18 protein-coding genes are annotated in these 26,330 nt (G+C 54.0%); 9 read left to right on the top strand and 9 right to left on the bottom strand.

Translation table 11 applies throughout. The features are described from left to right. Positions 1 to 3: 3 nt before the first annotated feature. The 4 genes from R0137_RS08115 to R0137_RS08100 all read right to left on the bottom strand — a co-directional run bounded on the left by R0137_RS08115 (position 4) and on the right by R0137_RS08100 (position 4,201). Positions 4 to 1,164: a DUF819 domain-containing protein gene (locus R0137_RS08115; RefSeq protein ID WP_407329877.1), complete on the bottom strand. Its 1,161-nt coding sequence runs from the start codon at positions 1,162 to 1,164 to the stop codon at positions 4 to 6. A gap of 63 nt (positions 1,165 to 1,227) precedes the next feature. Beyond that, positions 1,228 to 2,247 carry a D-2-hydroxyacid dehydrogenase gene (locus tag R0137_RS08110; protein ID WP_407329876.1) on the bottom strand — a complete coding sequence of 340 codons (1,020 nt, stop codon included), beginning with the start codon at positions 2,245 to 2,247 and terminating at the stop codon, positions 1,228 to 1,230. After that, complete coding sequence (locus R0137_RS08105; RefSeq protein ID WP_407329875.1) at positions 2,247 to 3,851, bottom strand: amidohydrolase family protein; 1,605 nt, start codon at positions 3,849 to 3,851, stop codon at positions 2,247 to 2,249. Before R0137_RS08105 ends, R0137_RS08110 begins: the two co-directional genes overlap by 1 nt. An 8-nt stretch (positions 3,852 to 3,859) precedes the next feature. Further along, positions 3,860 to 4,201: a PBPRA1643 family SWIM/SEC-C metal-binding motif protein gene (locus tag R0137_RS08100; protein ID WP_407329874.1), complete on the bottom strand. Its 342-nt coding sequence runs from the start codon at positions 4,199 to 4,201 to the stop codon at positions 3,860 to 3,862. 205 nt (positions 4,202 to 4,406) lie between these two features. Here R0137_RS08100 and R0137_RS08095 point away from each other — a divergent pair, with 205 nt between their 5' ends. Then, positions 4,407 to 5,345: an MBL fold metallo-hydrolase gene (locus R0137_RS08095; RefSeq protein WP_407329873.1), complete on the top strand. Its 939-nt coding sequence runs from the start codon at positions 4,407 to 4,409 to the stop codon at positions 5,343 to 5,345. Between the two features lie 15 nt (positions 5,346 to 5,360). Here the strand turns inward: R0137_RS08095 and R0137_RS08090 are convergent, their stop codons facing one another. Next, a complete protein-coding gene (locus tag R0137_RS08090; protein WP_407329872.1) occupies positions 5,361 to 8,459 on the bottom strand; it encodes a WD40/YVTN/BNR-like repeat-containing protein in 3,099 nt (1,032 codons plus the stop codon). A gap of 181 nt (positions 8,460 to 8,640) precedes the next feature. On the opposite strand from R0137_RS08090, the gene R0137_RS08085 reads away from it, so the two are divergent. From R0137_RS08085 to R0137_RS08050, 8 genes are all read left to right on the top strand, one after another. Beyond that, positions 8,641 to 9,342 carry a spondin domain-containing protein gene (locus R0137_RS08085; protein WP_407329871.1) on the top strand — a complete coding sequence of 234 codons (702 nt, stop codon included), beginning with the start codon at positions 8,641 to 8,643 and terminating at the stop codon, positions 9,340 to 9,342. Between the two features lie 10 nt (positions 9,343 to 9,352). After that, positions 9,353 to 10,066: a spondin domain-containing protein gene (locus R0137_RS08080; RefSeq protein WP_407329870.1), complete on the top strand. Its 714-nt coding sequence runs from the start codon at positions 9,353 to 9,355 to the stop codon at positions 10,064 to 10,066. Position 10,067: 1 nt separating this feature from the next. Next, positions 10,068 to 10,919, top strand: a complete 852-nt coding sequence (locus tag R0137_RS08075; RefSeq protein WP_407329869.1) for a response regulator — start codon at positions 10,068 to 10,070, stop codon at positions 10,917 to 10,919. Positions 10,920 to 10,921: 2 nt separating this feature from the next. Further along, positions 10,922 to 12,394 carry a sensor histidine kinase gene (locus R0137_RS08070; RefSeq protein WP_407329868.1) on the top strand — a complete coding sequence of 491 codons (1,473 nt, stop codon included), beginning with the start codon at positions 10,922 to 10,924 and terminating at the stop codon, positions 12,392 to 12,394. Next, positions 12,373 to 13,224 (top strand): DUF1223 domain-containing protein, encoded by an 852-nt coding sequence (locus R0137_RS08065; protein WP_407329867.1) that lies wholly within the window; start codon positions 12,373 to 12,375, stop codon positions 13,222 to 13,224. The genes R0137_RS08070 and R0137_RS08065 overlap by 22 nt, the downstream gene beginning before the upstream one ends. 71 nt (positions 13,225 to 13,295) lie before the next feature. Beyond that, on the top strand, positions 13,296 to 16,538 hold the full coding sequence (locus R0137_RS08060) for a VPS10 domain-containing protein (protein WP_407329866.1): 3,243 nt from the start codon (positions 13,296 to 13,298) through the stop codon (positions 16,536 to 16,538). A 92-nt stretch (positions 16,539 to 16,630) separates the two neighbouring features. Continuing rightward, positions 16,631 to 17,695: a succinylglutamate desuccinylase/aspartoacylase family protein gene (locus R0137_RS08055; RefSeq protein WP_407329865.1), complete on the top strand. Its 1,065-nt coding sequence runs from the start codon at positions 16,631 to 16,633 to the stop codon at positions 17,693 to 17,695. Between the two features lie 66 nt (positions 17,696 to 17,761). After that, positions 17,762 to 19,387: an amidase family protein gene (locus R0137_RS08050; protein ID WP_407329864.1), complete on the top strand. Its 1,626-nt coding sequence runs from the start codon at positions 17,762 to 17,764 to the stop codon at positions 19,385 to 19,387. Between the two features lie 98 nt (positions 19,388 to 19,485). Here the strand turns inward: R0137_RS08050 and R0137_RS08045 are convergent, their stop codons facing one another. From R0137_RS08045 to R0137_RS08030, 4 genes are all read right to left on the bottom strand, one after another. Continuing rightward, positions 19,486 to 22,611, bottom strand: a complete 3,126-nt coding sequence (locus R0137_RS08045) for a VPS10 domain-containing protein (RefSeq protein WP_407329863.1) — start codon at positions 22,609 to 22,611, stop codon at positions 19,486 to 19,488. A gap of 123 nt (positions 22,612 to 22,734) precedes the next feature. Further along, positions 22,735 to 24,174 (bottom strand): M24 family metallopeptidase, encoded by a 1,440-nt coding sequence (locus tag R0137_RS08040; RefSeq protein WP_407329862.1) that lies wholly within the window; start codon positions 24,172 to 24,174, stop codon positions 22,735 to 22,737. A 96-nt stretch (positions 24,175 to 24,270) separates the two neighbouring features. Continuing rightward, positions 24,271 to 25,137: a lectin-like domain-containing protein gene (locus tag R0137_RS08035; RefSeq protein ID WP_407329861.1), complete on the bottom strand. Its 867-nt coding sequence runs from the start codon at positions 25,135 to 25,137 to the stop codon at positions 24,271 to 24,273. A 310-nt stretch (positions 25,138 to 25,447) separates the two neighbouring features. Beyond that, positions 25,448 to 26,272 (bottom strand): alpha/beta hydrolase, encoded by an 825-nt coding sequence (locus R0137_RS08030; RefSeq protein WP_407329860.1) that lies wholly within the window; start codon positions 26,270 to 26,272, stop codon positions 25,448 to 25,450. Positions 26,273 to 26,330 lie beyond the last annotated feature (58 nt).

Here is a 26,330-nt window from a genome sequence, read left to right as displayed (position 1 = left end):
TAACTAGCCAATGAAGATTTTCATGACGTTCGCGAGCAATAAACCAACATAGTTGCCTAAGGCCGTTCCCAACAAACCAACCGCAATGCCCGGCAAGATTAAGTTAGGCACGCCCCTCGCTCCCGCAATCGCCATAGCGGAAGACGCTCCGCCTATATTTGCCTGAGAAGCGATAGCGATCACGGTCGAGTCTATCTTGAGCATGATGCCTACACCGAAAATGATCACCCCGTGAATAAGCACCGTGCCTAAGGCAAAGTAAAAAATGGCCGGGCCTATTTCAATGATCCTTGCGATAACCGAGACAGCCCCGTTGGTTGCTAGAAACAAGAGCAGTAGATAATTGCCCAGCACAAGCGCGCCCGACAGGTTCTTCACAACCCGGAATTGGGCAAGAACCAGTACTAGCGTCGTGAGCCAAATGATCATGGGAATGATTGGCACCCAAGTACTAATCAGCCGAGATAGCCACATGCAGACCATGACAATGGACATCAGCATAGCGAGATCACGAAGAGTAATCGGTTTTCCGCTGGAGTAGAGAAGACTCCCAATGGCGGATTTCGCGTCGGCTCCCTCGACGGGCTTGCCGAGTGTAGAAGATTCGATCTGCGGATCGCGCTTCCCAAAAAACTCGGGAATCGTAATGCAGGCGATCAGCCAGATAGCGGTGACGATAACGTCCGCGGCAACCCCCGCAGTAAAGTACTCACTCGATGTGTCCAGAGCCTGACCCACTGCGGCGAAATTGACTCCACCACCAATGTAGGTGGCCGCAAACTGCCCGGAGAGCTTCCAGGTATCGGGGCCTATCGCATCTACAAACAGAAAGCCCATTGCAGCGCCCCCGAAAGCCGCACCACAGGCGCCAAGCAAAAAGGCTTTAAGCATCGGACCACCGGCTTGCCTTATCGAAGCTAAGTCCACAGTTAAGAGAAACAGCGTAATGCCTGCCAGTACACCCGGTCCACGAAAGAAGTCGTAGACAACCGACTCCCCTGGAATGACGCCTACGTTAGACAACAGCATGCCAATGAGAATACTCAGCGCAGCGGCACCGATTTTCTCAAAGGTTTTGGTATTCTTCTCGAGCCAAATCGCACAAAGGACCGTTAGCACCAGAATCAAAACGATGGCTGTGTTATCTGATGTCGGCTCCAGCATGGTTTAGTCCTCTACCGTAACGTTTACTTCTCGAGCGCCAAGCCACTACCTGGCTGAAGGCATTTACACCACGTTGATCAGAGGTCTGCCCGCAAGATACAAGTGCAAGTTTTGGCAAAACAAATCGGTGATCAATTGATTCTCGTTGTTAGTGGTGCTCGCCGAATGGGGACTGACAATGACGTTGGGCATTTCCCAAAGGGGGCTATCTTGTGGCAACGGCTCAGTTTGGAAAACATCCAAACCCGCTCCTCGCAGATGTCCGCTGTTGAGAGAAGCCATTAAGGCGGCTTCATCTACCAGAGCGCCTCTGCCGATGTTGACCAGTACCGCATCGCTCGGCATCAAAGCAAACTGATCCCCGCCCATCATGTTTTCAGTTTCGGCGGTATGCGGAGCAATCAAAACCAAAAATTCGGCTCGAGGCAAAACCTTATCCAGCGCGTCGGGCGGATAAATTTCGTCAACGTTAAGCGCATTAGGGTCTGCGTGGATCGTAGATCGCTTCACTCCAATGACGTTCATCCGAAACTGCTTGGCCAGCCGCGCCACTTCCTCACCCACCTTCCCAAGGCCCACGATGACTATGGTTTTATTACTGAGATCAAAACCAGCGTAACGCTCCCAGCGCTTCGCCTTTTGCTCTTCCATCAATCTCAGAAAGCCCTTGTTGAAGATCGTCATGACCATGAAACAAAACTCGGCCAACGGCTGGGCATGAATGCCCGCGGCATTGGTAAACACAGTGTTGGGCATACGCCGGTCATAGCCGCGCTCAGAAAGGAAGCGTGCAACGCCCGAGCTGGTTGTTTGCAGCCACTTAGCGCTGCCTGCAAGCTCCGGCAAGTCATCAAGATGCGTCTGATCAAAATCAAAAATGATCTCCGACTCCGCAAGGAGCTTTAGCCACTGCTCTTCTTGCTCTGCGGACCGCTCAAAGGTATCACCCTTGTGATCAGCAGGGTAACGAGGTTTTGCGATGAGCGCTGGTTCGTAGATGACCTCAAGGCGTGAGTCCACCGCTCGAATTTGCTCGACGTATTCTGGCTCCAAAAAGCTGGCAATGAGAACGCGAACTGGCATTAGTCCACCCGACCAATGTAGCCTGGGCCATGTAACACTCTTCCAGGGCGTCGACCGGTGTGACTCCCCTCCTCTACAACTATCTCTCCATTGACCAGCACATACTTCATGCCAACGGCATACTGATGAGGGTTATCGAAAGTCGCCTTGTCGATGATCTCGTCCGCATCGAAGATAGCAATATCAGCAAAATACCCATTGTTGATAAATCCTCGATCATGGATCCCAAGCCGAAGGGCTGACGCACTACTCATTTTGCGCACAGCCTCCTCGAGACTGATCACCTGCCGCTCTCGAACGTAGTACCCCAACACCCGCGCAAAAGAGCCATACTGACGTGGATGGGCAGCACCCTGGCCAAACACGATTACCTGACCATCAGAGCCAATCGCACTCGCCGGATGCTGCATGATGCGGTCAACATCTTCTGCATCGATCGCGTGATAGACCGCGATGGCGCCACCGCTACGAATGATGTCGAACACGACATCTGCGGCATTTTCCGGTGTCGGCGCGAGGCCTCTGGCTTCAGCGAGCTCTGCGAGGCTTTTACCCTCCAGATCCGGATTCCATGCGCAGCGAGAGATAAACACGTTCTTGGGATGACCGCCGCCACGGTCGAACAGAATCTTGTCGACCACCGCCGCTTTCACCTCAGCCCGGGTCTCGGGATCATCAATCCGCGCAAGCAATTGCTCGCGCCCTCCCGCTTGAGCCCACTGGGGAATCAACGCGGTTATATAGGTTTGCGATGCGGTATATGGGTACTGATCCATGGTGACATCAATGCCGTCAGCACGCGCTTCATCGACCAGCCGTAGAGTGTCCTTTGATAAGCCCCAGTTTTTTGCACCGATGACTTTATGGTGAGTTATCTGAACCGGGATATCTGCTTCCATACCAATGCGGATGGTTTCGTTCACCGATTCGATGATCTCCGCAGCCTCTTCTCGCATATGCGAGATGTATATACCGCCGTACTCCCCCGCGATGCGCGACAGCTCTATGACTTCCTCTGTCGGAGTAAAGCTCCCGGGTACATAAAAAAGTCCCGTGGAAATACCTAGAGCGCCCTGCTCCATAGCCTCGCGGACCATCTGCTTCATTTGTGACATTTCTACCGGTGTTGCCTTACGGTCGTCCTTACCTATTACTGCATCCCGGATCGTGCCCTGACCCACAAAAACCGCCCAGTTAGGGCTTATCTTGTGCGCAGCGATCTCCGCATAGTGCTCATCGATGGGAAACGGTGAACTGCCATCGTTACCATCAGTAAGAGTGGTGACCCCCTGCAAAAGCGAGCTTTCGGCGTTGGGCACGTCAAAAATACCTGGAAGCGCATGCGTATGAGGATCGATGAAGCCTGGAGTCACCGTAAGCCCCGTAGCATCAATTCTGCGTGTAGCAGTGAAGGAGCTCAGATCGCCAATGCGAACAATGCGGTCGCCGACAACGCCGACATCAGCTTGATACCAAGGATTACCCGAGCCATCAACAATCCGACCGCCCGCAACAATAAGATCGAATCTATCTTCACCGCAAGCACTCGGCGCGAAAGACAGCACTGCAAGGATCGCAATCAATGGCGTTCGTATCAAAGACATGAGGTTTATCATCCGCAGCACTTTTTATACTTCTTGCCGCTGCCGCAGCTACATGGCTCGTTGCGGGCAGGGGTCTTTTCAACGGTAACAGTAGGTCCTTTGCTTAATAAGGCCGTGAGCTCTTTAATCGACTCCTCAGCATCATCATTAGTATCGAGGGTGATATGTGCGTGGAGCTTTGCATCGTCCACAAGGGTTTGCACTTCAGCTTGTCGCGCCGCACTGGTCACAACCAATTTCAGGGGATACTTTTCACTACCGGCAGCACTACCCCCCTTCGCTTGATAAGCGCCCCCGGCATAGTCCTGACGGGCATCCTGACGCCCCTTGAAGAAAAACTTATCTGACATGCTTTGCCCTCACTAGAAACCGTAGATTCAGTACCGCAGGAGGAACGCGCGGTAAACAACCATTAAAGCATGTATCCCATAGGATACCCTTGCCGCCGTGCGATACCCAGTCGTGCAAAAGCGGATGAAAACTGATGCCATTCTAGTTTTTCCAGTGCTAATGTCAGGCCTGTCTCTTAAGCAATCCTTTGATTCAGAGGTTCCTATGATCGACTTACGCAGATTGTTTCCCCGTTGTTTCGCCGCGTTATTGACCATAGCGGCTTCACCGCTAGCAATTGCGCAAACACAATCACCTCTGGAAATGACCTACTTTGGCGCCGCAGGCTGGCGCATTACCGACGGAGAGACCATCATTCTTGTAGATCCGTGGCCCTCACGGATTCAGTATGGCGGTGCGGGGCACCCGGACGATGAGCGCCCAATCTATAAGCGCACCGATCCAGCGCCTGTGGACGAGGACCTTGTCGCCAAACTCATTCCTGAAGCCGACTACATTCTGATGCAGCACGGGCACTTTGATCACCTGGGTGATGTGCCGTTCATCGCTAAGAAGACCGGCGCGAAAGTAGTGGGCACTGAGACGGTCATCATGATTCTCAGGGCATATGGGATTCCGGACGAGCAGCTGTACCCGGTTAAAGGCGGAGAGGACTATCTGTTTGACGGTTTTAGCGTACGAGTCGTACCCGGCCTTCACTCAGCACTCAATCAAAAACACTATATCGATAACCGGACCTACGACGTGAGCACCTACCTAAAGGCACCGCTGCGCATTGAGCAGTTTATTGAGGGGGGAGCATTGAGTTTTTTGGTGCGTCTCGGCGGCCGCAGCATACTAACCATGGGATCGATGAACTTTATCGAACGAGAGTTCGAAGGTCTGGAACCTGACATCCTCCTTGCGGGAATAAACGGTTCGCGTCTCGGTCTTTACGATTACGACCGTCGCCTACTCGAATCCACGGACTTTCCACCGATTGTCATTCCTACCCACTGGGACAACTTTCGACTGCCTTATGGCTTCTCTCAGGAGACTAACGTAAAACGCAACCTGATTCCCTTCGTCGAAACCGCAAAGCAGGTATCACCCGACTCGCGGGTAATTCTGCCAGTTCATCTGGAGCCGATCGTTATCCCCTAGGCACTCGAGTCGAGATCAATCAGCTCCCAGGCTCTGCAGGCCGTCTTTCTCGAGCGCTTCATTGAGCTTGGGTAGATCGTTATCGATCGCCTCATTCAAATCCGCAAGTAAACCATCAAGCTCATCCTTTAAAAGAGCAAAGACATCGAGCTGCCCCTGCGTGGGACGACCATCGCCGCTCTCGGTACTCCTTTGCAGGTAGGCGAGGCGGTTATTGAGCTTTATCGGGAAGTTGAGCGGATCTTGCGGACTCACGTTCTTCACCTGATAAAGCTCTCCCTCTACCACACTCAACTTATCGATAAACTTATCGGCAGCTCTCGCAAGGCGTTTTGATGGAGCCTCACCCAACTGCTCCTCGAGCTGGCTTTTCAGCTCACGAATGCGGATTACTCCTTTGTTAGCTGCATCCGTAGCGTCTCGGATCTGCATGGCAAACTCGAACTGCTCTTGAATATCAGATTCAGGCACATCAAAGCGAGGATCAGACTTGAGCATAAAGGTCGCGCTCTGCGTGTCGCCATCAACCGTCATAGAGACCGTGTACTCACCGGGAGGGGCAATGGGACCCAATTGCGGACGGCCTGACCAGATAATCATGCCCTCAAAATCCGCAGCACCGGCATAGCGATTATTCCAGGACCAGACGTTCAATCCCTTGGCGGTCGTCGGGTCTTTCGGTAACGCGCCATACCAGCGGGCATAGGGGTCGTCGACCTCTTCCAGCTCCGGCTCCCTGCCAGTCTTCTCAACAATGACATTGCCCTGACTATCAATCACCGAGATGCGGACTTCCTCGGCCTCTTCAGCTAAATAATATTGAATTGAAGCTTCCTGAACCCGGCGTACCGCGTACAAAGGCTCAAACAAATGGAACTTGGCCGCCGCTATCTCCGAGGAATACTCTCTAAGGGGCGCTATATCGTCCAGCACATAAATTGATCGACCATGGGTGCCCACCACTAGATCTTTCTCGGTCACATGCAAGTCAGCGGTTTGTGTATCCGGCATGTTGAGTTGCAAGGAGTGCCAGTTTTCACCGTCGTCAAAGGACACGTAGACCGCATGCTCACCACCGGCAAACAGTAATCCGGCTTTGAACGGATCTTCTCTGACCACATGGATGAAGTCGTCCGCGCGAATACCTTTGACGATCTTCCTCCAGGACTTTCCGTAATCATCTGTCTTCCAGATGTAGGGCTTGCGGTCATCCATCTGATAACGCTTTACCGCAATGTATGCAGTGCCAGGCGAATGGGCCGACTCATCGATGATGCTGATTCGCGAGTGTTTAGGCAGGTCTTTGGGTGTAATGTTCTCCCAGGATTCACCGTGATTACGGGTGATATGCATGAGACCGTCATCGGATCCCGCCCAGATTGTATTCACATCATGTTGCGAGGGCTCCAAGGCAAACACTGTGGCGTAGATCTCCGGGCCATTCATGTCATTGGTAATTACACCGCCGGTCTTGCCCATGGTGTCGGGCTCAGCATAAGTAAGGTCTGGGCTCATTTTTGACCAGCTCTGGCCCTCGTCCTCACTCACCCATACGTGCTGCGAGGTCGTATACAGGCGCGATGAGTCCACGGGGGAGAACACAATAGGGAACGTCCACTGCCATCGTTCTGGCAGTGCACTAGCAGGCTCACCCGAAAAAAAGCGTGGATAGACCTGTACGTCACGCTCATAGCCCGTCGTGCGGTTAAACTTGGTCAGCAGCGCCCCTTGACTGCCCGCATAAAACCAATCGGGCTTGTCCGGGTGCTGAGCGATGTACCCGCTTTCACCACCTCCCGCAGGGTAGTAGTACTCTGCCGAAGGTCCCCCCGCTTGCTTAAAGTCCCAGCCTTCACTAGGGATACACATCGTCGAGTTGTCCTGCTGAGCACCGCAGACGTGATAGGGAAAGTCACTGGTTACCATGATGTGATAGAGCTGCGAGGTTGGGAAATTTTGGTCCGTCCACGACTTGCCGCCATTGATAGAGATATTCCCTCCCCCATCATTTGAATTAGCCATTCGCAGAGGGTTACTGGGATCAATCCAAAGATCGTGATTGTCGCCGTGAGGAGCCTTGATGGTTGTCTCGAAAGTCTCACCGCCATCGGTAGATTGATAAAAGCCGGTATTTAGCGCATAGACAGTATCCACATCTTTGGGATCTGCGTAGATGCGGCTGTAGTAAAAGGCACGCTGACGCAGCTTTCGCTCGCTATTGGTACGTGACCAGGTCGCACCGGCATCATCAGAACGAAACACCCCGCCTTCAGCGGACTCGACGATCGCCCAGAGCCGATCAGAGTCTACGGGTGAAACTGTTATTCCTATTTTTCCAACAGGCGCTTCGGCCATACCGGGGTTACCCGTAAGCTCTTCCCAAGTATCCCCACCGTCCGTGGATTTAAACAGACCGCTATCACCCGCACCTCCCCACATTTTCCAGGGCGTGCGATACACCTGCCAAATGGTTGCATAAAGCGTATCGGGGTTTCGACGATCAATGATCAGATCTGCCGCGCCCGCTTTATCGCTCAGGTAAAGGACCTTCTTCCAGGAAACGCCACCGTCTTTACTCCGAAATACGCCACGCTCTTTGTTGGTGCCATAAGGATGACCGAGAGCCGCTACGTAAACCGTGTCGGGATCCGTCGGATGCACTCTGACTCTGGCAATAGCCTGGGTATCCTTGAGCCCTACGTTCTCCCAGGTCTCCCCAGCGTCGACAGATTTGTATACCCCATCACCTTGCATAATGTTGCCGCGAAGCTGGGTTTCGCCAGTACCGATGTACACAACGTCAGGGTTAGTCTCAGCGACGGCAACAGCGCCTACAGACGAACTGGTCAGCTGACCATCGGTCACAGGCTTCCAGTTGAGGCCACCGTCGACGGTCTTCCAGAGCCCACCACCCACTGCGCCAAAATAGTACTCATTCTTTCTACCCGGACTTCCAGAAATTCCGAGAGAGCGGCCACCCCGATTGGGGCCTATGTTCCGCCACTCCATGCCCGAAATGACGTTCTGGTCGAAACTCGCTTCTTGGGCAGAAGTTGTGAAAGAGAGCGCCAGCAACACGGCCGACAGTAAGAAAATCAGAGCTGTATTCTTCATGGGATGATCATCGCCTAACACTTAACCGTTGCTAGCATACCCCAGAGCTAAAGAGTCGTGGCGAGGCAGCACTGAAAAGTCGCGAGACAAACATGTAAACAAATCGTGAGACTTTTGTGATAACTCCGAGCACCGCTCGGAGCAACACTGGCGGCTCCATAACATCACTGGAGTCCTCATCATGAAAAAGACCTTTGCATCACTCGCTTTACTAGCTACATCAATCGCGCCGGCAGGCGCTGCCCAGTTCGACGTTGAAATCATAAACCTCACGCGGGGAAGCTACTTCACTCCGCTGCTCGTAGCCGCTCACGCCTCAAACGCGAGTCTGTTTACTAGCGGAGAGGCTGCAAGCGCCAGCCTTCAGGCTATGGCCGAGGGTGGCGACATCTCCGCTCTGGTAGCCGATGTAGAGGCTATCAACGCCACCGTCGTAACCAACCCGGCGGAAGGTCTCTTAGCGCCAGGTCAGCGCACCACCGCTATGCTCAACACCGATGACGCGCCGGACAACACGCGCTTGTCCATCGTGGCGATGATTCTGCCCAGCAACGATGGGTTCATGGGTCTCAATGCTATCGAGATACCCACGGAGCCGGGCCGCTATGTATACGGCGTCAACGCCTATGACTCTGGTACAGAAGGTAATGATGAGGTGGTTGGTAGCGGCGCACCGGGCGAGCCCGGATATCCCGCCCCCCCTCCCGTACTGGCGGCCAGCGGCACCGGTGGCACTGGTATTGCCGCGACAGCCGAAGGCTTCGTACACATTCATCGTAACGTTCTTGGGGACGACAACTTAGGTGGTGGCAACAGCGATATCGACAATACCGTGCATCGCTGGTTGAACCCTGTAGTTCGCGTTGTTGTGACCGTTAACTAAGGAGCAGACCATGAGATATCTATATCTTTCGCTCGCTGCCAGTGTTCTCGTCGCCTGCGGTGACAGCGGCGGCATCACTACGCCTCCCGCCCCCGAGCCAACGCCGGTACCCGTAACAAATGCCAGCTTTGAAGTCAGCGTTGTGAATCTGACCATCGGGCAGCCTCTGTCCCCCTTAGCAGTTATGCTCCATGAAGACAGCCAGCGCGTATTTACCATTGGTCAACCTGCATCTGCAGGCTTAGAGCTGCTTGCTGAAGGCGGCGACAATAGCGAGCTTTTGAATGAGTTTAGTGATGCAGTAACTGCAAGCGGGGAAGCGCCCGTGGGACCCGGTGCCAGCGACATGGTGTTGTTGGAAATCGAAGGAGATGACACCTCGGGAATTCGTCTCTCCGTCTCCACCATGCTGGTAAATACGAATGATGCGATCACTGGCCTGAACAGTATCGACGTCTCTCAAATGGCTGTAGGCGACTCACTCTCCTTTAGCACCATCGCCTACGATGCAGGCACCGAAGCTAACACCGAGGCAGCAGGCACTATTCCGGGGCCCGCCGATGGCGGTGAAGGGCTGAACAGCGCTCGCGATGATCTGGCCGATCAGGTCACCATGCACGGCGGTGTTGTCACCTCAGATGATGGCTTGATGGGTTCCGTTTTGAATCAGACTCATCGCTTCGACAACCCCGTAGCACGCCTTCGTGTCACTCGGACGCAGTAGCATGAGACACAGCTTGGGAACTCGAGCGGCTAACCGTCCTCTAAGAGAACTGTTCCGCCTTGATTCCGAGCTGTCTATGACCGAAGCGCCTCTATCTACCGTCAACGCAAGTCGCCGCGACGTAGCAAGCACCATCCCTCTTCCTCGTATTCTCGTCGTTGAGGATGATGAAGACATAGCCCGACTCATCGTCATGCATCTGGAGGACCTCAATGCTGAATTGACTCACTGTGATCGTGGCGATGATGCTCTTCAACTTGCCCGCAGCGAGTCCTGGGACCTCATGGTTCTCGACCTGAGGCTCCCCGGTGTGGGTGGATTGGATATCTGTCGCCAGTTACGCGAGCAAGGAAGCATCACCCCTATTCTTATGCTCACCGCTAAGTCCAGTGAGCTTGACCGTGTCCTGGGTCTGGAACTTGGGGCAGACGATTACCTAACCAAACCTTTTAGCCCTCTAGAACTCACGGCGCGGGCAAAGGCTTTACTGCGACGCGCCGGCATGACACGTCAGCAGACTCGGTCTCAGGAGAACAACGCTGAGGACCCGCCGCTGGAACTGGGACCGTTCTCTATATGCGATCGAACCCATCGTGTCACCATGAACGGTGATCGTATCGAGCTTACGTCCCGAGAGTTCGATCTACTTTTGCACTTCGCAAAACAGCCGGGACGAGTGTTCCGGCGCTCGGAGCTCCTTGACGAGGTTTGGGGATACGGCCACGACGGTTACGAGCACACGGTCAATACCCACATTAATCGCCTACGCGGCAAAATCGAAGAAGACCCCGGGAACCCGCTATACGTAAGCACAGTATGGGGCGTGGGTTATCGTTTTCAGGTGGAGCCGTGAAGATGTTCCAGCACTTATACCTGCGCTTGGCCTTAGCCACAGGTCTTCTTTTCATTATTGCGGGCGGCGTTCTGATTGGCATCAGCACGAGAACCAGCGAGCTCTATGCTCTGGAAACAACCCAGCGCATCAATCGTGACATCGCACTCCACGCAGCCGAAGACATGCCTTTGTTTGGTCCCACAGGAGTCAACGAAGTAGCGCTCAAGGAGCTGGCACATCACGTCATGTTCATCAATCCTATTGTTGAGGTTTATCTACTGGACACCGAAGGGCGGATTCTGTCCCACGCTCTCCCTGAAGGAACGGTGTTACGTCAGCAAGTAGATATGGCGCCCTTAAAGCGCTTTATGCGCGACAGCAGTAAGCTGCCTATCTTCGCTGACGACCCGCGCAGCGATACAGACAGCAAGATATTTTCTGTATCCCCCATACTCGACGACGCAGGAGACGTGTCTGCCTACCTGTACACCGTACTGAATGGCAAAGACTATGACGGGATACAGCAATCATTAGCGAACAGCTACAACCTGCAAACGGGGGTCGCAACGATCGCAGCGGCATTATGCTTTGCGATGATCGGCGGTCTACTGCTGTTCTTTCTGCTGACGCGCAGACTGCAGCGACTCGCTTCGGCGGTGAGTCGCTATCGTGAAGACAGCTATACCGGCGCAATTGACATTGATTCACAGCAATCAACCAAAGACGAAGTTGGCCTCTTGGGTGCTGCGATCACAGATATGAGTGAGCGTATCGAGCAGCAGTTTGATGCGCAGACGGAGATCGATCGTAATCGACGAGAGCTTATAGCCAACGTATCTCATGATCTTCGAACCCCCGTGAGCTCCATACAGGGCTTCCTCGAAACACTGATGGTTAAGGACCTGGACACGAGCGCCCAGGAGGACTACATCCGCACGGCCCATAAACATGCACTGCGCCTGAACGAATTGATCGGCGAATTGTTTGAATTATCCACATTGGAATCGGGCACCGTAGAACCTCACTGGGAGAACTTTCCGGTCATGGAATTGATTCAAGACATCGTCCTTGACCATGAAGTCTCAGCTCGCGAACGGGGAATCACCCTCACCACGGAAGCAGCGAGCGAAAGTCTGCAGGTGCGTGCCGATATAGCGATGATCCACAGACTGCTGGAAAACTTGATCCACAATGCTCTGCGACATACACCCGCAGGCGGCGAGATCACCGTTCGAGTCACTGATGATGCTGAGCGAGTGCGTGTACAAGTCTCGGACAATGGCGATGGGATAGCCTCTCAGGATATTCCGCGGATCTTTGAACGCTTTTATCAAAGAGACACCGATTCAACCTCTGATTCTGCAATGGGGGGTACCGGACTGGGCCTCGCGATTGTCAAACGGATCGTCGATCTTCACCGCTCCCAGATAGCGGTGCGCAGTGAAGGCAATCACGGGACAGAATTCAGCTTTTGGCTTCCGCAACCCGCATGATGAATCACTATCGCAGACATACGGACCGTAACCCCGCTTCAAGCCTGACATGCAGCGCGTCTGTACGATCCATGTTTTGGATCGCCGTGGCACTCGGTTTGTATCTGACAGTCGACTCTGCCATCGCAAATGCGCAATCGCAGACAGACACGCAACAGAGCTATAGTTCCGGGCCCGCACCAGTACCCTTGGTGGAGCTCTATACTTCCGAAGGCTGTAGCAGTTGCCCCCCTGCGGATAGATGGATATCCGGGCTCAAAGCTCACAAAGGCTTATGGACAGACTTTGTGCCCGTCGCCTTCCATGTGAACTACTGGGACTCTATCGGATGGCCAGATCGCTTCGCGAAGGAATCCTTTGGGCAACGCCAGCGGCAATACGCTCGTGAAGGCGTCGTCCGCGGCGTGTACACCCCCGGGGTAGTCGCCGGCGGGACCGAGTGGCATGGATGGCGCCAAGGTAGAGCGATCCCGACCACTGCCGGTCTAGGCGGTGAGCTGCACGCAGTGCTCCACAATAACGAACTACGAGTTCGCTATAGCGCCCCCGGCGGTAGCGATAGCATTGATGAGTATCGCGTGCACGTGGCCTGGCTAAGCATGGAGCAGGTGAGCGAGGTACGCAGAGGAGAGAATCGCGGCAAGCGTCTGGTCAACGATTTTGTGGTGCTTGCTAAAGCTGAGCTACCGCTCGTTTCTGCTGACGGTAAAGCCGAAGTGGCGCTACCCAAAACAAGTGAAGCTGGGGCAATGGCAAAGGCTGTGGCCCTATGGGTGAGCGCTAAGGGTTCTCAGGCTCCGCTCCAGGCAACCGGCGGGTGGATACACTAAAAGTCGATGAAGGACCTGTGAAAAAAATGTAGTCTACACGCCCTGGAATTCTACCTACGGGCTTTTCATCGATGAACGCAATTTCACGAATCACAGTGATTCTTGGCGGCTCAATCCTTTTTTCTGCGGCTAGCGCGAGCGCTCTAGATTCGGATCTATTGACAGGCATGGAGGCGCGAAATATTGGCCCCGCAGGCATGTCGGGACGAGTCAGTGCCGTAGCCTCAGTAACCTCCAACCCAAAGCTCATAGTGGTTGGCGCGGCGTCTGGCGGTGTTTGGCGATCCGATAATGGCGGCATCACCTGGAACGCACTTTTCGATGATCAGCCTGTCAACTCCATCGGCGCCATCGCGATAAACCAAAGCTATCCCGATGTTATTTGGGTGGGAACGGGTGAAGGAGCCACACGGAATTCCACATCGATCGGCGATGGCCTGTACCGATCCACCGACGGTGGTCGGACGTGGGTCAAGTCCGGGCTGGAGGGCACCGAACGAATCAATCGAATAGCCCTTCACCCTACCGATCCTGAAACTGCCTACGTGTCAGCGTTGGGGCCTCTTTGGAATGATGGAGGGGATCGTGGCGTTTTTAAAACAACAGATGGTGGTAAAACCTGGACACCTTTGCTCACTGGCCCCAATGGGCGAACAGGCGCTACCGATGTAAAAATTGACCCCAGCAATCCGAACAAACTCTTTGCATCTCTATGGCAGTTCCGCCGCTGGCCCTACCGTTTTGAGAGTGGAGGGCCCGGTTCCGGGCTCTATTATTCGCTCAATGCTGGCGAAAGCTGGACGCAACTCTCCGCAGAAGACGGCATACCGGAAGGTGACCTAGGCCGCTCAATTTTCGCGATAGCTCCCAGTGACCCATCCCGTGTTTACGCGCTGGTCGAAGCCAAAGACTCCGCACTTATCCGATCAGACGACGGCGGCATGAGCTGGAAAACCGTCAACGATGAGACAAACATCACCATCAGACCGTTCTACTACACCCTTCTGGACGTCGATCCCAAGGACCCTGACACGGTGTATAACGTCGAGAGTCGCGTTAGGCGTTCCATTGATGGAGGTAAAACGTTTAACTATATTGAGGCCATCGACTGCTGCGCTCCTGGGGAAACCGTACACATTGATACCCATGCCTGGTGGATTAATCCAAACGATCCGTCGCATATGATTTCGGGTAACGATGGCGGTATCGCGATCACCCGTGATGCGGGCGATACCTGGCGATTCATAGAAAATTTACCGTTAGCCCAGTTCTACCATATCGCTGTTGATAACGCGCATCCCTACCATGTCTACGGCGGACTGCAGGACAACGGTTCCTGGCGTGGTGATGCGGAGACCTTTGACGTGGGTGGAATCCGAACGCTCCATTGGCGAGAAGTGGGATTTGGTGATGGCTTCGATACGGTGCCCGATCCAGAGATACCCGATACGGGCTACGCCATGAGTCAGGGTGGCAACCTGTCACGCTGGAACCTGAACAATGGCGAACAACGACTGATTCGCCCTAGCCCCCCTACCCTGGACACGGATCTGCGTTTCAACTGGTCTGCTGGCTTTGCTATTGATCCCTTTGATCCGGCCACGATCTATTACGGCAGCCAATTCCTGCATAAGTCCACCGACCGAGGTCTGAGCTGGACGGTGATCAGCGATGATTTGACCACCAACAATAGTGAATGGCAGTCATTTCGAACCTCCGGCGGCATTACCCTTGATGTCACTGCAGCGGAAAACTACACGACGATTATTGCTGTTGCGCCGTCCAAGGTTACCGAGGGAGTGATCTGGGTAGGCACAGACGATGGCCGGATCCACGTCACCAAGGATGGCGGAAAGAGCTGGCGCAGTGTGGAGGATCGAGTCCGTGGAGTTCCAGAGCACACCTGGGTTCCGATGATTTACCCCAGCCCTCATGATGAAGATGTCGCCTACGTCGTATTCGACAACCATCGTCGCGGGGATTTTACCCCCTACGTTTATCGTGCGGATAACTTCGGCCAGAAATGGACGCGTCTGAGCGACGACAAGCTTAAGGGTTATGCCTTGTCCGTTCTTCAGGATCCCCAGGACCCAGAGCTACTCTGGTTAGGCACCGAATTCGGCTTGTTTCTCAGTCTGAACGGTGGAGACGGCTGGACCAAATACACGGCGGGAGTACCGACCGCGTCGGTGATGGATCTGGCATTTCAGGAGCGAGAGAACGACCTTGTGGTCGGCACGCATGGAAGAGGTATCTACGTTATCGATGATATTTCTCCGTTACGCGGTCTGAGCGCAGACGATTTTGACAGGCGCTTCGCACTGCTTGGCGCGACGGTGGGGCAGCAGTACGACAGTAATCCCATTATCGGCAGTCGGTTCCTGGGTAACGGAGAATATGTTGCGAAGAATGAGGACTACGGCGTTGTCCTGACTTTCATGGCAAGCGGCGGAGATCTTACCCACCCCGACGCCAGAAAAGAAAAGCAGCGCAGCATCGGCCTTCGCGCTGATAAGGCTAAAAGTGCTGAGGACGCCGGCGACGAGAAAAGTCCCGACCCTCGCGCGACCATAACGGTCAAAGACTCGAACGGCGAGCACATTCGCAGCTTTAGTACGGACGTTCATCAGGGTATCAATCGCGTAACCTGGAATCTAAAGCGCGATGGGCTACCCAGGCTCCCAGGAGACAAGAAGAAATCTGACGTGGACTTGCCCAGTGGGATCGAAGTCCTACCCGGCACCTACACTTTTACTGTCAGCTTTGATGATCAGTCTGAGTCCTTAGAAGCAGAGGTCTTGGCCGATCCTCGCGTATCAGTGTCTCTGGCGGCGATGCAGGCCAATCAGGACATGCAGCTTCAGCTTCAGGAGCTACAGGGGACGATCAATAACGCCCTGAGCCAAATCATCACTGCACGACGAGACCTCGGCACTATAGAGACGTTGCTCGCCCAAGCACCCGACGCACAGAAATACGTCGGACTGAAAGAGCAAGTCAAAACTAGTCTTAAAGCGCTCACATCGCTGGAAGCAACATTACGTAATCCCAAAGCCAATAAGGGACGTCCCTATGTCGATGAAATGGCGGAGAATACGTTAAGACGCGCAAAATCGTTCCTAACGTCGACCTATGAGGCACCAAGCCCAACGGCGCTGGTCTTTGCTCAGCTCGCGGAAGCGCGAGTCGAAAGCACCGTGTCGGCTATCAATGACTATCTCACCGGTGACTTTGAAGTTCTGCGAACTGCCTTCAAGGAAAGCGGCCTTGGACTGCTACGACAGGGACCTGTAGACGTAGGTGAAACTGACTAAAGGAACAACCGGACAATCCCGCGCTCCGGTGCTTGTGCGTCTATACTCGCTGTTCGGGGCTCGCCCCCCTTTCTTTGCAGAATGGACACACTATGAAAAAGCTCTGCGCGGTTTTGTCGCTGCTTACCACACTCTCGATGTCTATCTGGGCAGGTGCCGAAGAATTTTCTGTCGGCGACATCCACGCCTCGCGAGGAACACTGGTGTCAGGTTTTCTGGAGATTCCCGAGGGCATTGATGAAGGCAGTAGGATACCGGTCACCATTGCTCACGGATCTAGCGAAGGGCCTGTGCTTGCGCTACTTGCGGGTGTACACGGCTACGAGTACCCACCCATCACCGCACTCCAGGCGATCCGATCCGAGATAGACCCCGGTGAGTTACGGGGAACCGTAATCATGGTGCACGTCGCGAATATGCCCTCCTTCTTAGGACGCACGATTTACTACAGTCCTGTGGACGGGGAGAACCTGAATCGTATGTTCCCGGGCGATCCCCAGGGCAGTCTTAGCCAGCGCATTGCCCACAAGATCACGACTGAAGTGATCGATCAGGCCGACTATCTCATTGACCTGCACAGTGGTGACGGCAACGAAGCCTTACGCCCCTATGTCTATATGCCGGTGACCGGAAACAAAGCGTTTGATAAGAAGATTCGGGAAATGGCAGTGGCGTTCGGACTTGACCATATTGTTATCGATACGGGTCCGCAAACTGCGACGGGCCCCTCTTTGTTCACCGACCTAACAGCCTTGGTACGAGGGATACCCGCCATCACCACGGAAACGGGGCAGTCTGGCTCCAATGACCCTTACTGGTCCGGTCTCGCGCAACAAGGTGTGTGGAATGTACTCCGCCATTTGAGCATGATCTCCGGCGATGAAATCCCTAACCAGGGCATCACCTGGCTCAGTGACTTTCAGGTAGTTAAGAGTCCGGAATCCGGAATCTTCAAGCCGTTCACGAAAGACGGTTACACCGTGACCGAAGGAGCCATTCTCGGTGTCCTGTTGGACTTCTTTGGAAATGAAGTTACCAAGATTCGTGCGCCGTTCTCGGGCATGGTGAACTACGTCATCAGTACCCCACCCGTAAGCAAAGGTGAGCCCGTCGCCATGCTCAGTAAAATTCAGGGCCCTGAGGACGCTGTAGATTAGAACTGCGGCACTTAAGTCTCAAGCCCCATTGATACATACACTTTGAACATCAGCAGGCGACTCTTCATGCTAGATATACGACACATTCGGCTCGTGCAGCGAAGCTCTTTCCATTACCTCGTATTCATTGCCTTGCTTGGCGCTTGCACAGCGGGCGAAACAGCAGAGTTAGAACTCACAAGCGCCAACATCAGCGAACTCAATGCAGCGATGGATGCTGGGGTATTGAGCTCTGAGCAACTCACCCGGCTTTACCTCGACCGAATAACGGCCTACGACCAACAGGGCCCAACCCTGAACACCGTGATGTTGCTAAACCCCAATGCTCTGGAGCGTGCGCGAGAGCTTGATATTGAGAGGGAGGCGCAAGGACGACGATCACCACTCCATGGCATTCCTGTTGTTATCAAAGACAATCTGGATACCGGCGATATGCCGACAACGGCGGGCTCCTTTATGCTGGCAGGGAGCCTCCCGCCAGACGATGCCTTTGTTGTTCAGAAACTTCGCGACGCTGGAGCGATCATTCTCGCCAAATTGAATTTAAGTGAATTTGCATCTGGAGGCGCAATGAATTCTTTGGGGGGCGTCATCGCTAACCCGCATCACTTGGGCCGCACTCCCTCAGGCTCCTCTGGCGGTACCGGCGCCGCAATAGCCGCGGGCTTTGCCAGCATGGGGCTTGGCACAGACACGGGAGGCTCCGTGCGAGGACCGTCCTCTGCCAATGGCATTGTGGGCCTAAAGACTACCCATGGCCTCCTTAGTCGCGATGGTGTTGTACCGCTAGCATTGTCCTTTGACACCGTCGGGCCCATGACCCGAAGTGTTACTGATCTGGCTCTATCTCTCGGGGTGATGACAGGCGTCGACCCTGCAGATGATTCGACGAGCAAAAGCGCAGGCAAGTCCCACACTGACTACAGCCAGTTCCTGGATCCTGACTCATTAAAGGGAGCGCGTATTGGCGTGGCGCGGGTGTTCATGGGCGTCGATGGAGAGGTTGATTGGTTAGTCGAATCTGCATTGCAATCCATGCGCGATGCGGGCGCTGAGATCGTTGATGTAGAGCTTCCTGATTGGCTTTTGGAGTCGCGGGGTAAGTTCTATAGAGCAATTCGCTACCCGGAATTCAAAGCCCAAATTGCGGATTACCTGAGCACGCTGGACGATGAGTATCCAAAGGATCTGGAAGAGCTCATCAGTCGGGCAATGACGCTGAACGCGCCACGACTGGATGGCGTCGGTCCAAACCCCAGTCGCTGGTCGCTTATGCAACTGGAGGTAGAAGCTTCGGGATTGGATGGCTTTGAATACGAGGCAGTAAAAGCACACGCGCTGCCGTTGATCACTCAGACTATCGAGGGTCTCATGAGCAGCCATTCACTGGACGCGATTGTGTACCCCACATCGAGCACCCCCGCTGAACTTATCGAGCGCCCCGCTGGCATCTCTGAGCCTGGCTCTGGGGGTTCGCCGGTAATTTTGGCCAATCTTTCGGGACTGCCAGACCTCATACTGCCCATCGGGTTTACCGGTAGAGGTATGCCCATCACCCTATCATTCATGGGAACAGCCTTTGGAGAGCCCCGACTCATCGGACTTGCCTATGCCCTTGAACAGCGACTTCAGGCAATTCGAACACCAGCACTCACGCCGCCCCTTGCTGGCGGGACGATTCGCTACGAATAACTGAGACGCAACCGGGTTTTTCCTGACGCCCGATCACTACTACCTTTCTATAGATCGATCCCTTGATCGCCGTGACCTTTACATGCAGTGTAAATGGCCTACAGCGGCGCGGAGAGCACCTCAATGCTCTCCTTTGCTACCATCGCGTTGATTTTTGGCAACTGGTCACTCAGCAGTGATTCAAGAGCCGCAAGTTCGTTGTCGATCTGCTCGGAGACCACCTTCTTGTAGGCAACAGCCTCATCCGTGGGGCGATAGTCGCCCGCGGATGCATGGGTCCCCAGATAGGCAAGACGATTGTTCAACTTGATACCAAAGTTAAGGGGATCCTGGTAGGCCTCGTTGCGAGTCTCGTGGATGTTGTTTTCTATCACCGTCATGGCGTCATCCAGCGAAGCCACCGCGCTGAGAATAGACTCTACGGCAGCGCTGTCTCCTTCGAGCTTACCCTTAAGGTACTCAAGGTCAGTCCGTAATATTCGGATGTCGATAACTGCCTGATTCGCCTGAGACAGTTTGTCTCGCACATCAATTAGGAAATCGAACTGCGCCTGAAGGTCCGCTATGGAGCTAAGCACCCTGGGGTCCTTAAGAATCTCAAACTCACGATCCATGCTTTGACCGTTAAGCGTCAACCTGGCCGTGTAGTTGCCGGGAACCGCCTTCGGCCCCTTTGTGTTTGCGGAGTAGAGAATCAGCCCATCAAAGGACACTGCATCGGGATAGCGCATATCCCAAACAAACAGATTCGCACCTTCCTTAGCATCCAGCTTTAGCGCCTTGTCTTCATCGCCTACGTCTGTCGAAAATCGCTTAATGATAGAGCCGTCGCTCTCCATAAACTCCAGACTTGCTACGTCAGACTCACCTAGGGCCTCGTTCAGGTAGAAGTACAGCATCACCCCCGCCGGATGGTTTTCGCCCTCTAGCAGAGGGTCACGCTTACCGCGACCACCCTGGTGGATTCGATAACTGGGCTTCGGCTCAAAGAGATACATGGATGCATCGGCAACGTCGTCGTTAAGCTGATGCAATGGCGAGAGATCATCGATGATCCAGAAGCTTCGGCCCTGAGTCGCAACGATGAGGTTTCGATCGCGCACCTGCAGATCAGTGATAGGCACTTCAGGTAGATTCAGCTGGAAAGGCTGCCATGCCTTCCCGTCATCGAAGGACATGTACATACCGTACTCTGTGCCTGCATAAAGCAGGCCCTCGCGATCTGGATCCGCACGCAACACGCGCGTAAAGTGCAGCGGCTCGATGCCTTTGGTGATCTTGGTCCAGCTCTTGCCGTAGTTACTGGTCTTGTAAAGGTAGGGTGCAAAATCTCCCGACTTGTACATCGTACCGGCGATATATGCACCTCCCGCCTGTGATGGGTGGATATCAATAGAATTCCACATGATCATCTTTGGCGCTTTTGGCGGCGTCACATCAGCCCAGTTCTCGCCGCCATCGCGAGTAACATGAATGAGCCCATCGTCAGACCCCGTCCAAAGAACTCCCTCTTCATAGGGACTCTCGTTAGCCGTGAGAATGTTCGCGTAAAACTCTACGCCGGTATTGTCTTGGGTAATTGGCCCACCCGATGACACCAGCGTCTCGGGAATGGCGCGGGTAAGATCCGGGCTTATCACCTGCCAGCTCTGCCCCTCATTGGTAGAAACATGCACGCGATGGGAAAACGCATAGAGCTTGTCCGAGTCGTGGTGGGAGAAAAAGGTAGGGAAGTTCCAGTTAAACCGGTACTTCATGACTTCAACACCGGAGCCTGCAGGATTTAGCGGCCAGGGGTTGATCGCCCTCCGCTGATTGTTCCTGTGGTTACCGCGGTACATATAGCCCTTGTAGGTACCTCCGTAGACGATGTCATTATCATCCGGATCGACAGCGTGATAGGCGCTTTCCCCCCCCGTAGTCTCCTCCCAGTCATTCTCAGTAATCGCTACGCCATCAGTACGATGAGGAATACGAACGGAACTGTTGTCCTGTTGGGCGCCGTAAATACGGTAAGGAAAATGATCATCCGTCGCGATGCGATAGAACTGCGCGGTAGGTTGGTTGTAGTAAGTCGTCCAACTGTCTCCAGCGTCTGTGGAGATTTGAGCGCCACCGTCGTCAGCGATGATCATACGATCGTTGTCGTAGGGATCAATCCAGAGATCGTGATGATCACCATGGGGCGCGCGGCGCAGCCCAAAGGTTTTACCACCATCGGTCGACGTCGCGTAGGAGACGTTCATCACGTACACCTTATTCTCGTCTTGGCTGTCCGCAATGATTCGGCTGTAGTACCAAGCCCGAGAGCGGAGAGCTCGATCGCTGTTTACTTTTTCCCAGCTCTCACCCGCATCGTCGGAGCGAAAAACGCCGCCGTCCTCAGCTTCGATAATCGCCCACACGCGATCCGTATTCACCGGAGACACGGTCACGCCAATAATGCCCCGCGGCGCGGCGGGCATATTCGGCAAATCCGTGAGCTTCTTCCAGGTTTTTCCGGAGTCGCTGCTCTTCCATAAGTCCGAGCCCGGACCGCCGCTGGATAGACTGTAGGGAGTACGGTGAACGTTCCAGGTGCTTGCGTAGAGAATGCGTGGGTTGCCCGGATCGAAAGTTAAATCAACGGCGCCCGCGTCTTCGTTAACGAACAGTATGCGCTCCCAGGTTTCACCACCATCAATGCTCTTGTAGACGCCTCGCTGATCACTGGACTGCCATAGATCTCCCATAGCGGCGACATAAACGATATCAGGATTCGTAGGGTGAACACGTACTCGACCGATGTGGCGCGTGTCTTTTAGGCCAAGGAAAATCCAGTTTTTTCCTGCATCCGTGGACTTCCATACTCCAAAGTTTGACGACACGTTGCCGCGGATGGTTTTTTCCCCAAGCCCGACATAAATTACATTGGGGTCGGATTCCGAGACAGCCACAGAACCCACGGAACCGCCAAAGAAACCGTCAGAGATGTTCTCCCAGGTGTTACCGCCGTCACCGGTTTTCCAGACACCGCCTCCTACGGAGCCAAAATAGTAGGTGTCTCGGTCACCGGGTACGCCCACCACCGTGCCTGATCGCCCGCCCCGGTAGGGACCCACCAAGCGGTACTCCATGGCATTAAAGAGTTCTGTGTCATAGGCGTCAGCGGCGAAGCTCTGAATTGGCAGCAGCGCACTTAGAGGAAGCAAAACGGCCAAGAGAATCTTCTGGGTTATCTTCACAATGGATTACCACTCGTGTCTTTGTTTGAAAAAGTAGCGATACCGTAGTGCAATCACAGTAGGAGCACAAACCTGTGAGAACGCGGCAGCGTTATTGGGGGAATGTTGACACATCCACAGCTGTTAGCGGATAAGGTGAAAGGACTCCTGACGACCGAGCGCCCACTCCCAACCATTCTCAGTCAGCACAGCATCCTCCTCCATTGAGAACTTCACCGGCTGGTTGCCCCATTCGGGCACAGACTTCACGACATTGAGTTCCACGGAATGCCAGGTGTTGGCGCGAAACTCGAGATCACCGCGCACAGGTACGCCGCCCTGATAATCGGTCATACCGAGAGGAACGCCGGCCGCATGGCCGTGATAGCCAATAGAGTGCCAGTAGATAGTGGCATCCAAACGCTCTTTCTTGGCTTTGGCAAGAGAGGCAGCCAGGGCGTCATTGCCGCTGCGGCCCACCCGGGACTCTTCTCGCGTAATGTCCTGGAGACGCATGGCTGCTTCGAGTCCTGCCTGCAAACCCGCAGGTGGCTCGACCTCCCCTACACGAAGCACATAGGCATTGTGCTGAGTGTCGGTGGCAAAACCCAGATACATGATTCCAAAGTCGGTCCAGAGCATGTCGCCTCGCTGGATAACTTCGTCGCCGCTGAAGCGCCCTTCACGACCCTGTCTTTGAATACCTACCGAGGGATGAAACCATCCACCCAGACCGTATTCGGCAACGGTTTGACGCATCCACCAGCGAACGTCATTCGCGGTGGTAACGCCGGGCACAATCACCTCATTGGAAAATGCCCTACCGATCACCGAGTGGGCTACCCGCATGATGTGATGGTAAGCATCTGTTTCCTCGGGGAGTCGTGTCTCTAACCACCCCACCACCAGCATCTCAGCACTGACAATACGGTCGGTGTATCCGTCAAGAGCCTCAAAGAGCGAATCGCGCTGCACCGCTGTCAAACCATCCGCGTGGTTCCAGCGTTCGGACATATTGATACCTATCTTGCGAGGATTTCGCTCCTCTACTAAGGCACGAAGGCCTTCAAACTGCTCTTCATTGTGCGTCGGCACCACCGTATACAGGTTTTGATAATTGAATCGGCCTACGGAGAGTGTTTCTACACCTAGCTCCTCTCCCCTGTCGTGGAAAACGAGAATCGTGCGGCGCCGGGAAGAGTAAGTCTCGAAGGGAGCAAGAGAGCGGAACACCGGATCATCGTTGTACTCCCGGGATACGACAATCCACATATCGATGCCTTCGCGGCGCATCACCTCCGGGAGCACTGTCCTAACACGTTTCTCGAGCCAACCACGCACCAAAGGAGCTTGCTCTCTATGACTGAGAACCCGCTCCTCAGGAACGAATGATGATTGCATAGGCGCAACATAGGCGCCTTGAGTGCTCTCTGCCGCTTGAGTGCTCAAAGGCATCCCAAGCAGTGTGAGGGCGACAAAGCAGAGGCCGGCTGATAACGAGTAGCTTCGAAAAACGGCTTGAGTTTGGGAGTCCTTCTTGAAGTCAGCGGCGTGAAGGCGAAGCGAGGAAAACGTTAAACCCATGGTTCACTATCCTTTCATTTACTCGTAGTTGTAGCCTCCTATCCTAGTACCTGTTGCCTCTCGCATCCACAAACCGCTGTTGTAACTAGAGTCTTATCAATCAAGGCGCATTTTCTTGCGCATTGCTACCAGGCCGCAAAGCCCCATGCCAAGCAAAGGGAGGCTTCCGGGGACGGGAACCTGCGCCGAACTGATCCGCGCTGAGCTGCGAATGGGGGCGAAATCATCACGAAAATCAAGGCTCAGAATATCGTGAACGCCACCCGCCGCGCCGGTACCGGAGGTAAAACCTACGTAGGCATCGGAGCCTTCCAATATGTCTTCCAAATCAATTTTTAGGCTCAACAGGGCTTCACTACTTCGCACGCCATCCTCGGCTAGTCGCACCTCCAGTAGATCATTCTTACCGTCATAGTCGACCCAAGCGCTCCATATCTCGGAGTTATTCATTCGGGTCTTAACGTTCGTCTGAACAACAGACTTCACACTGCCGTCGATGTTGATTCCCACGTGATTTCCATCTTTATCGTTATAGGTCCTATTCATACCATTCGACCAGGTATCGAATTCTATACCCACACTATTGCCCAAACCGCCGTAACCAATAGAGCCTCCCGTCCCGCCCGCTTTGTTGCTTGCCGTTTGCACGACAAACACAATTCCATCTGCCCCCTGTCCATCGATATCGCTAATACCCATAGGCCTAGTGATCTGAAAATCAAAGGCTGAACTAAAAGATGTCTCGTTCTTCAGAGAAATTGTGCTCTTGTAAAAAGCACTGCTGGCCTGACCAAGACCATCGGTTAATCTCAAGACGTTTTCCTCGTTAGGGTTCGCGCCTGCGGCACGGTTGTTTAGCTGCCAACCAGACACGTCTGAGAAATCGTTGTAGGCGATTACGCCTGCTTGTGCCGCTGAGCCGAGAATTGCTGCCGCGCCTACTGCTATCAATTTTTTAATCACACTACTTACCTCTTATCGTGCCGAATTGGCGTTTGAAAACGTGCTGTTTGAGGTAGGTATTGAGCAAGATGTCGGCCGACACGCCCTCCCCCGTAGCCATTTTGTGACTCAGATCACACTAAAGGGTTTGTTGCAAAACGCGAATCACGCAAGCTTTTGTTTTTATTTAAAAAAACTGCGATTCAGGTTGTTGTCAATCTGAGTAATCTACGGAGATTTTCGCGATGCCTTCCCCGTAGCCCCTACATTTTTCGCAGATTGCGAAGCCTTATAAAAAGCAGCATCGGAATTCGCACTTTGCACGGCCAGATTAATGGTCAGTGGGATCGCTCAGAATGGCCCTGAGAGCATCAGACACTCGATCACTCTCAAGGTGATACAGGTGACCACTAAAGCCCAGATCTTCAAACTCACTCACGTCGACAACATCGACCCCGGGAGCCATAAAGTCATCTGCCTGGCCAAGGCGCTCGCCGAAGTTCAGCGTTTGTGAAAGTAAAAGAAGCCGATCAGACTCCGAAACCAGCAAGGCGATGTTTGTCACCCGCTGCCTCAATTTAGGCAATGCCGCAACGAACGCTTCTTTATCTACGTCCGCCGCCACGAGAATCAGCTTGCTAAATTGTTGGTTATCAACGGTGGCCGGAATTCCCCCAAGCACTAGTCGTGACCCCATGCTATGAGCAACGATATTGATGTTCTTGTGACCAGATTCCCTGCCAAGCTCATCGAGGACCTCAAGCATCGCAGGCATGCTCTCCGCAAAGCGGCGCTCATCCCGGCGGTAGGTGATCCCGGCACGGCTTGCTGGCCAGCTGAGCAACAGCACCCTATCCACAAAACCGGTTCGATAAGCGACTACTGCAGCATCGCGGCAAGCACGTTTTAAGTCAGTGTTGTACCCATGGATGTAGATGAGAATGCCTCGTGACGCTTGAGCATCCAGCCCCCTCAACGCTTCGTCGATCGCGAGGGCTCTCACAGCGCCATTAGTGGCTTCCAGTTCCCCCGTTGTTTGCAAAGAAAGGTCACATCGGCCCCCTGACGCACGGGCGACATCGCTCGTGTACTCAGCCTCGCCGCCGCCCTCCGCATGTAGGGCGCGCGTCGTAAGAAAGGGAACTGTGAGTTTCACTGACGCCTGTTCAGGTGCAAGCGAGCAAGAGGAGATACCCTGCAGCAGAAACCAGCTG

This window comes from Congregibacter brevis, assembly GCF_045689245.1.
Taxonomy (GTDB): domain Bacteria; phylum Pseudomonadota; class Gammaproteobacteria; order Pseudomonadales; family Halieaceae; genus Congregibacter; species Congregibacter brevis.
This window is presented reverse-complemented; position numbering and strand designations above follow the sequence as displayed.

What these genes read in the sequence shown, in the direction of transcription:
- R0137_RS08115 (WP_407329877.1), bottom strand. Translation starts at nt 1,164, where the DNA reads ATGCTGGAGCCGACATCAGATAACACAGCCATCGTTTTGATTCTGGTG.
- R0137_RS08110 (WP_407329876.1), bottom strand. Translation starts at nt 2,247, where the DNA reads ATGCCAGTTCGCGTTCTCATTGCCAGCTTTTTGGAGCCAGAATACGTC.
- R0137_RS08105 (WP_407329875.1), bottom strand. Translation starts at nt 3,851, where the DNA reads ATGTCTTTGATACGAACGCCATTGATTGCGATCCTTGCAGTGCTGTCT.
- R0137_RS08100 (WP_407329874.1), bottom strand. Translation starts at nt 4,201, where the DNA reads ATGTCAGATAAGTTTTTCTTCAAGGGGCGTCAGGATGCCCGTCAGGAC.
- R0137_RS08095 (WP_407329873.1), top strand. Translation starts at nt 4,407, where the DNA reads ATGATCGACTTACGCAGATTGTTTCCCCGTTGTTTCGCCGCGTTATTG.
- R0137_RS08090 (WP_407329872.1), bottom strand. Translation starts at nt 8,459, where the DNA reads ATGAAGAATACAGCTCTGATTTTCTTACTGTCGGCCGTGTTGCTGGCG.
- R0137_RS08085 (WP_407329871.1), top strand. Translation starts at nt 8,641, where the DNA reads ATGAAAAAGACCTTTGCATCACTCGCTTTACTAGCTACATCAATCGCG.
- R0137_RS08080 (WP_407329870.1), top strand. Translation starts at nt 9,353, where the DNA reads ATGAGATATCTATATCTTTCGCTCGCTGCCAGTGTTCTCGTCGCCTGC.
- R0137_RS08075 (WP_407329869.1), top strand. Translation starts at nt 10,068, where the DNA reads ATGAGACACAGCTTGGGAACTCGAGCGGCTAACCGTCCTCTAAGAGAA.
- R0137_RS08070 (WP_407329868.1), top strand. Translation starts at nt 10,922, where the DNA reads ATGTTCCAGCACTTATACCTGCGCTTGGCCTTAGCCACAGGTCTTCTT.
- R0137_RS08060 (WP_407329866.1), top strand. Translation starts at nt 13,296, where the DNA reads ATGAACGCAATTTCACGAATCACAGTGATTCTTGGCGGCTCAATCCTT.
- R0137_RS08055 (WP_407329865.1), top strand. Translation starts at nt 16,631, where the DNA reads ATGAAAAAGCTCTGCGCGGTTTTGTCGCTGCTTACCACACTCTCGATG.
- R0137_RS08050 (WP_407329864.1), top strand. Translation starts at nt 17,762, where the DNA reads ATGCTAGATATACGACACATTCGGCTCGTGCAGCGAAGCTCTTTCCAT.
- R0137_RS08040 (WP_407329862.1), bottom strand. Translation starts at nt 24,174, where the DNA reads ATGGGTTTAACGTTTTCCTCGCTTCGCCTTCACGCCGCTGACTTCAAG.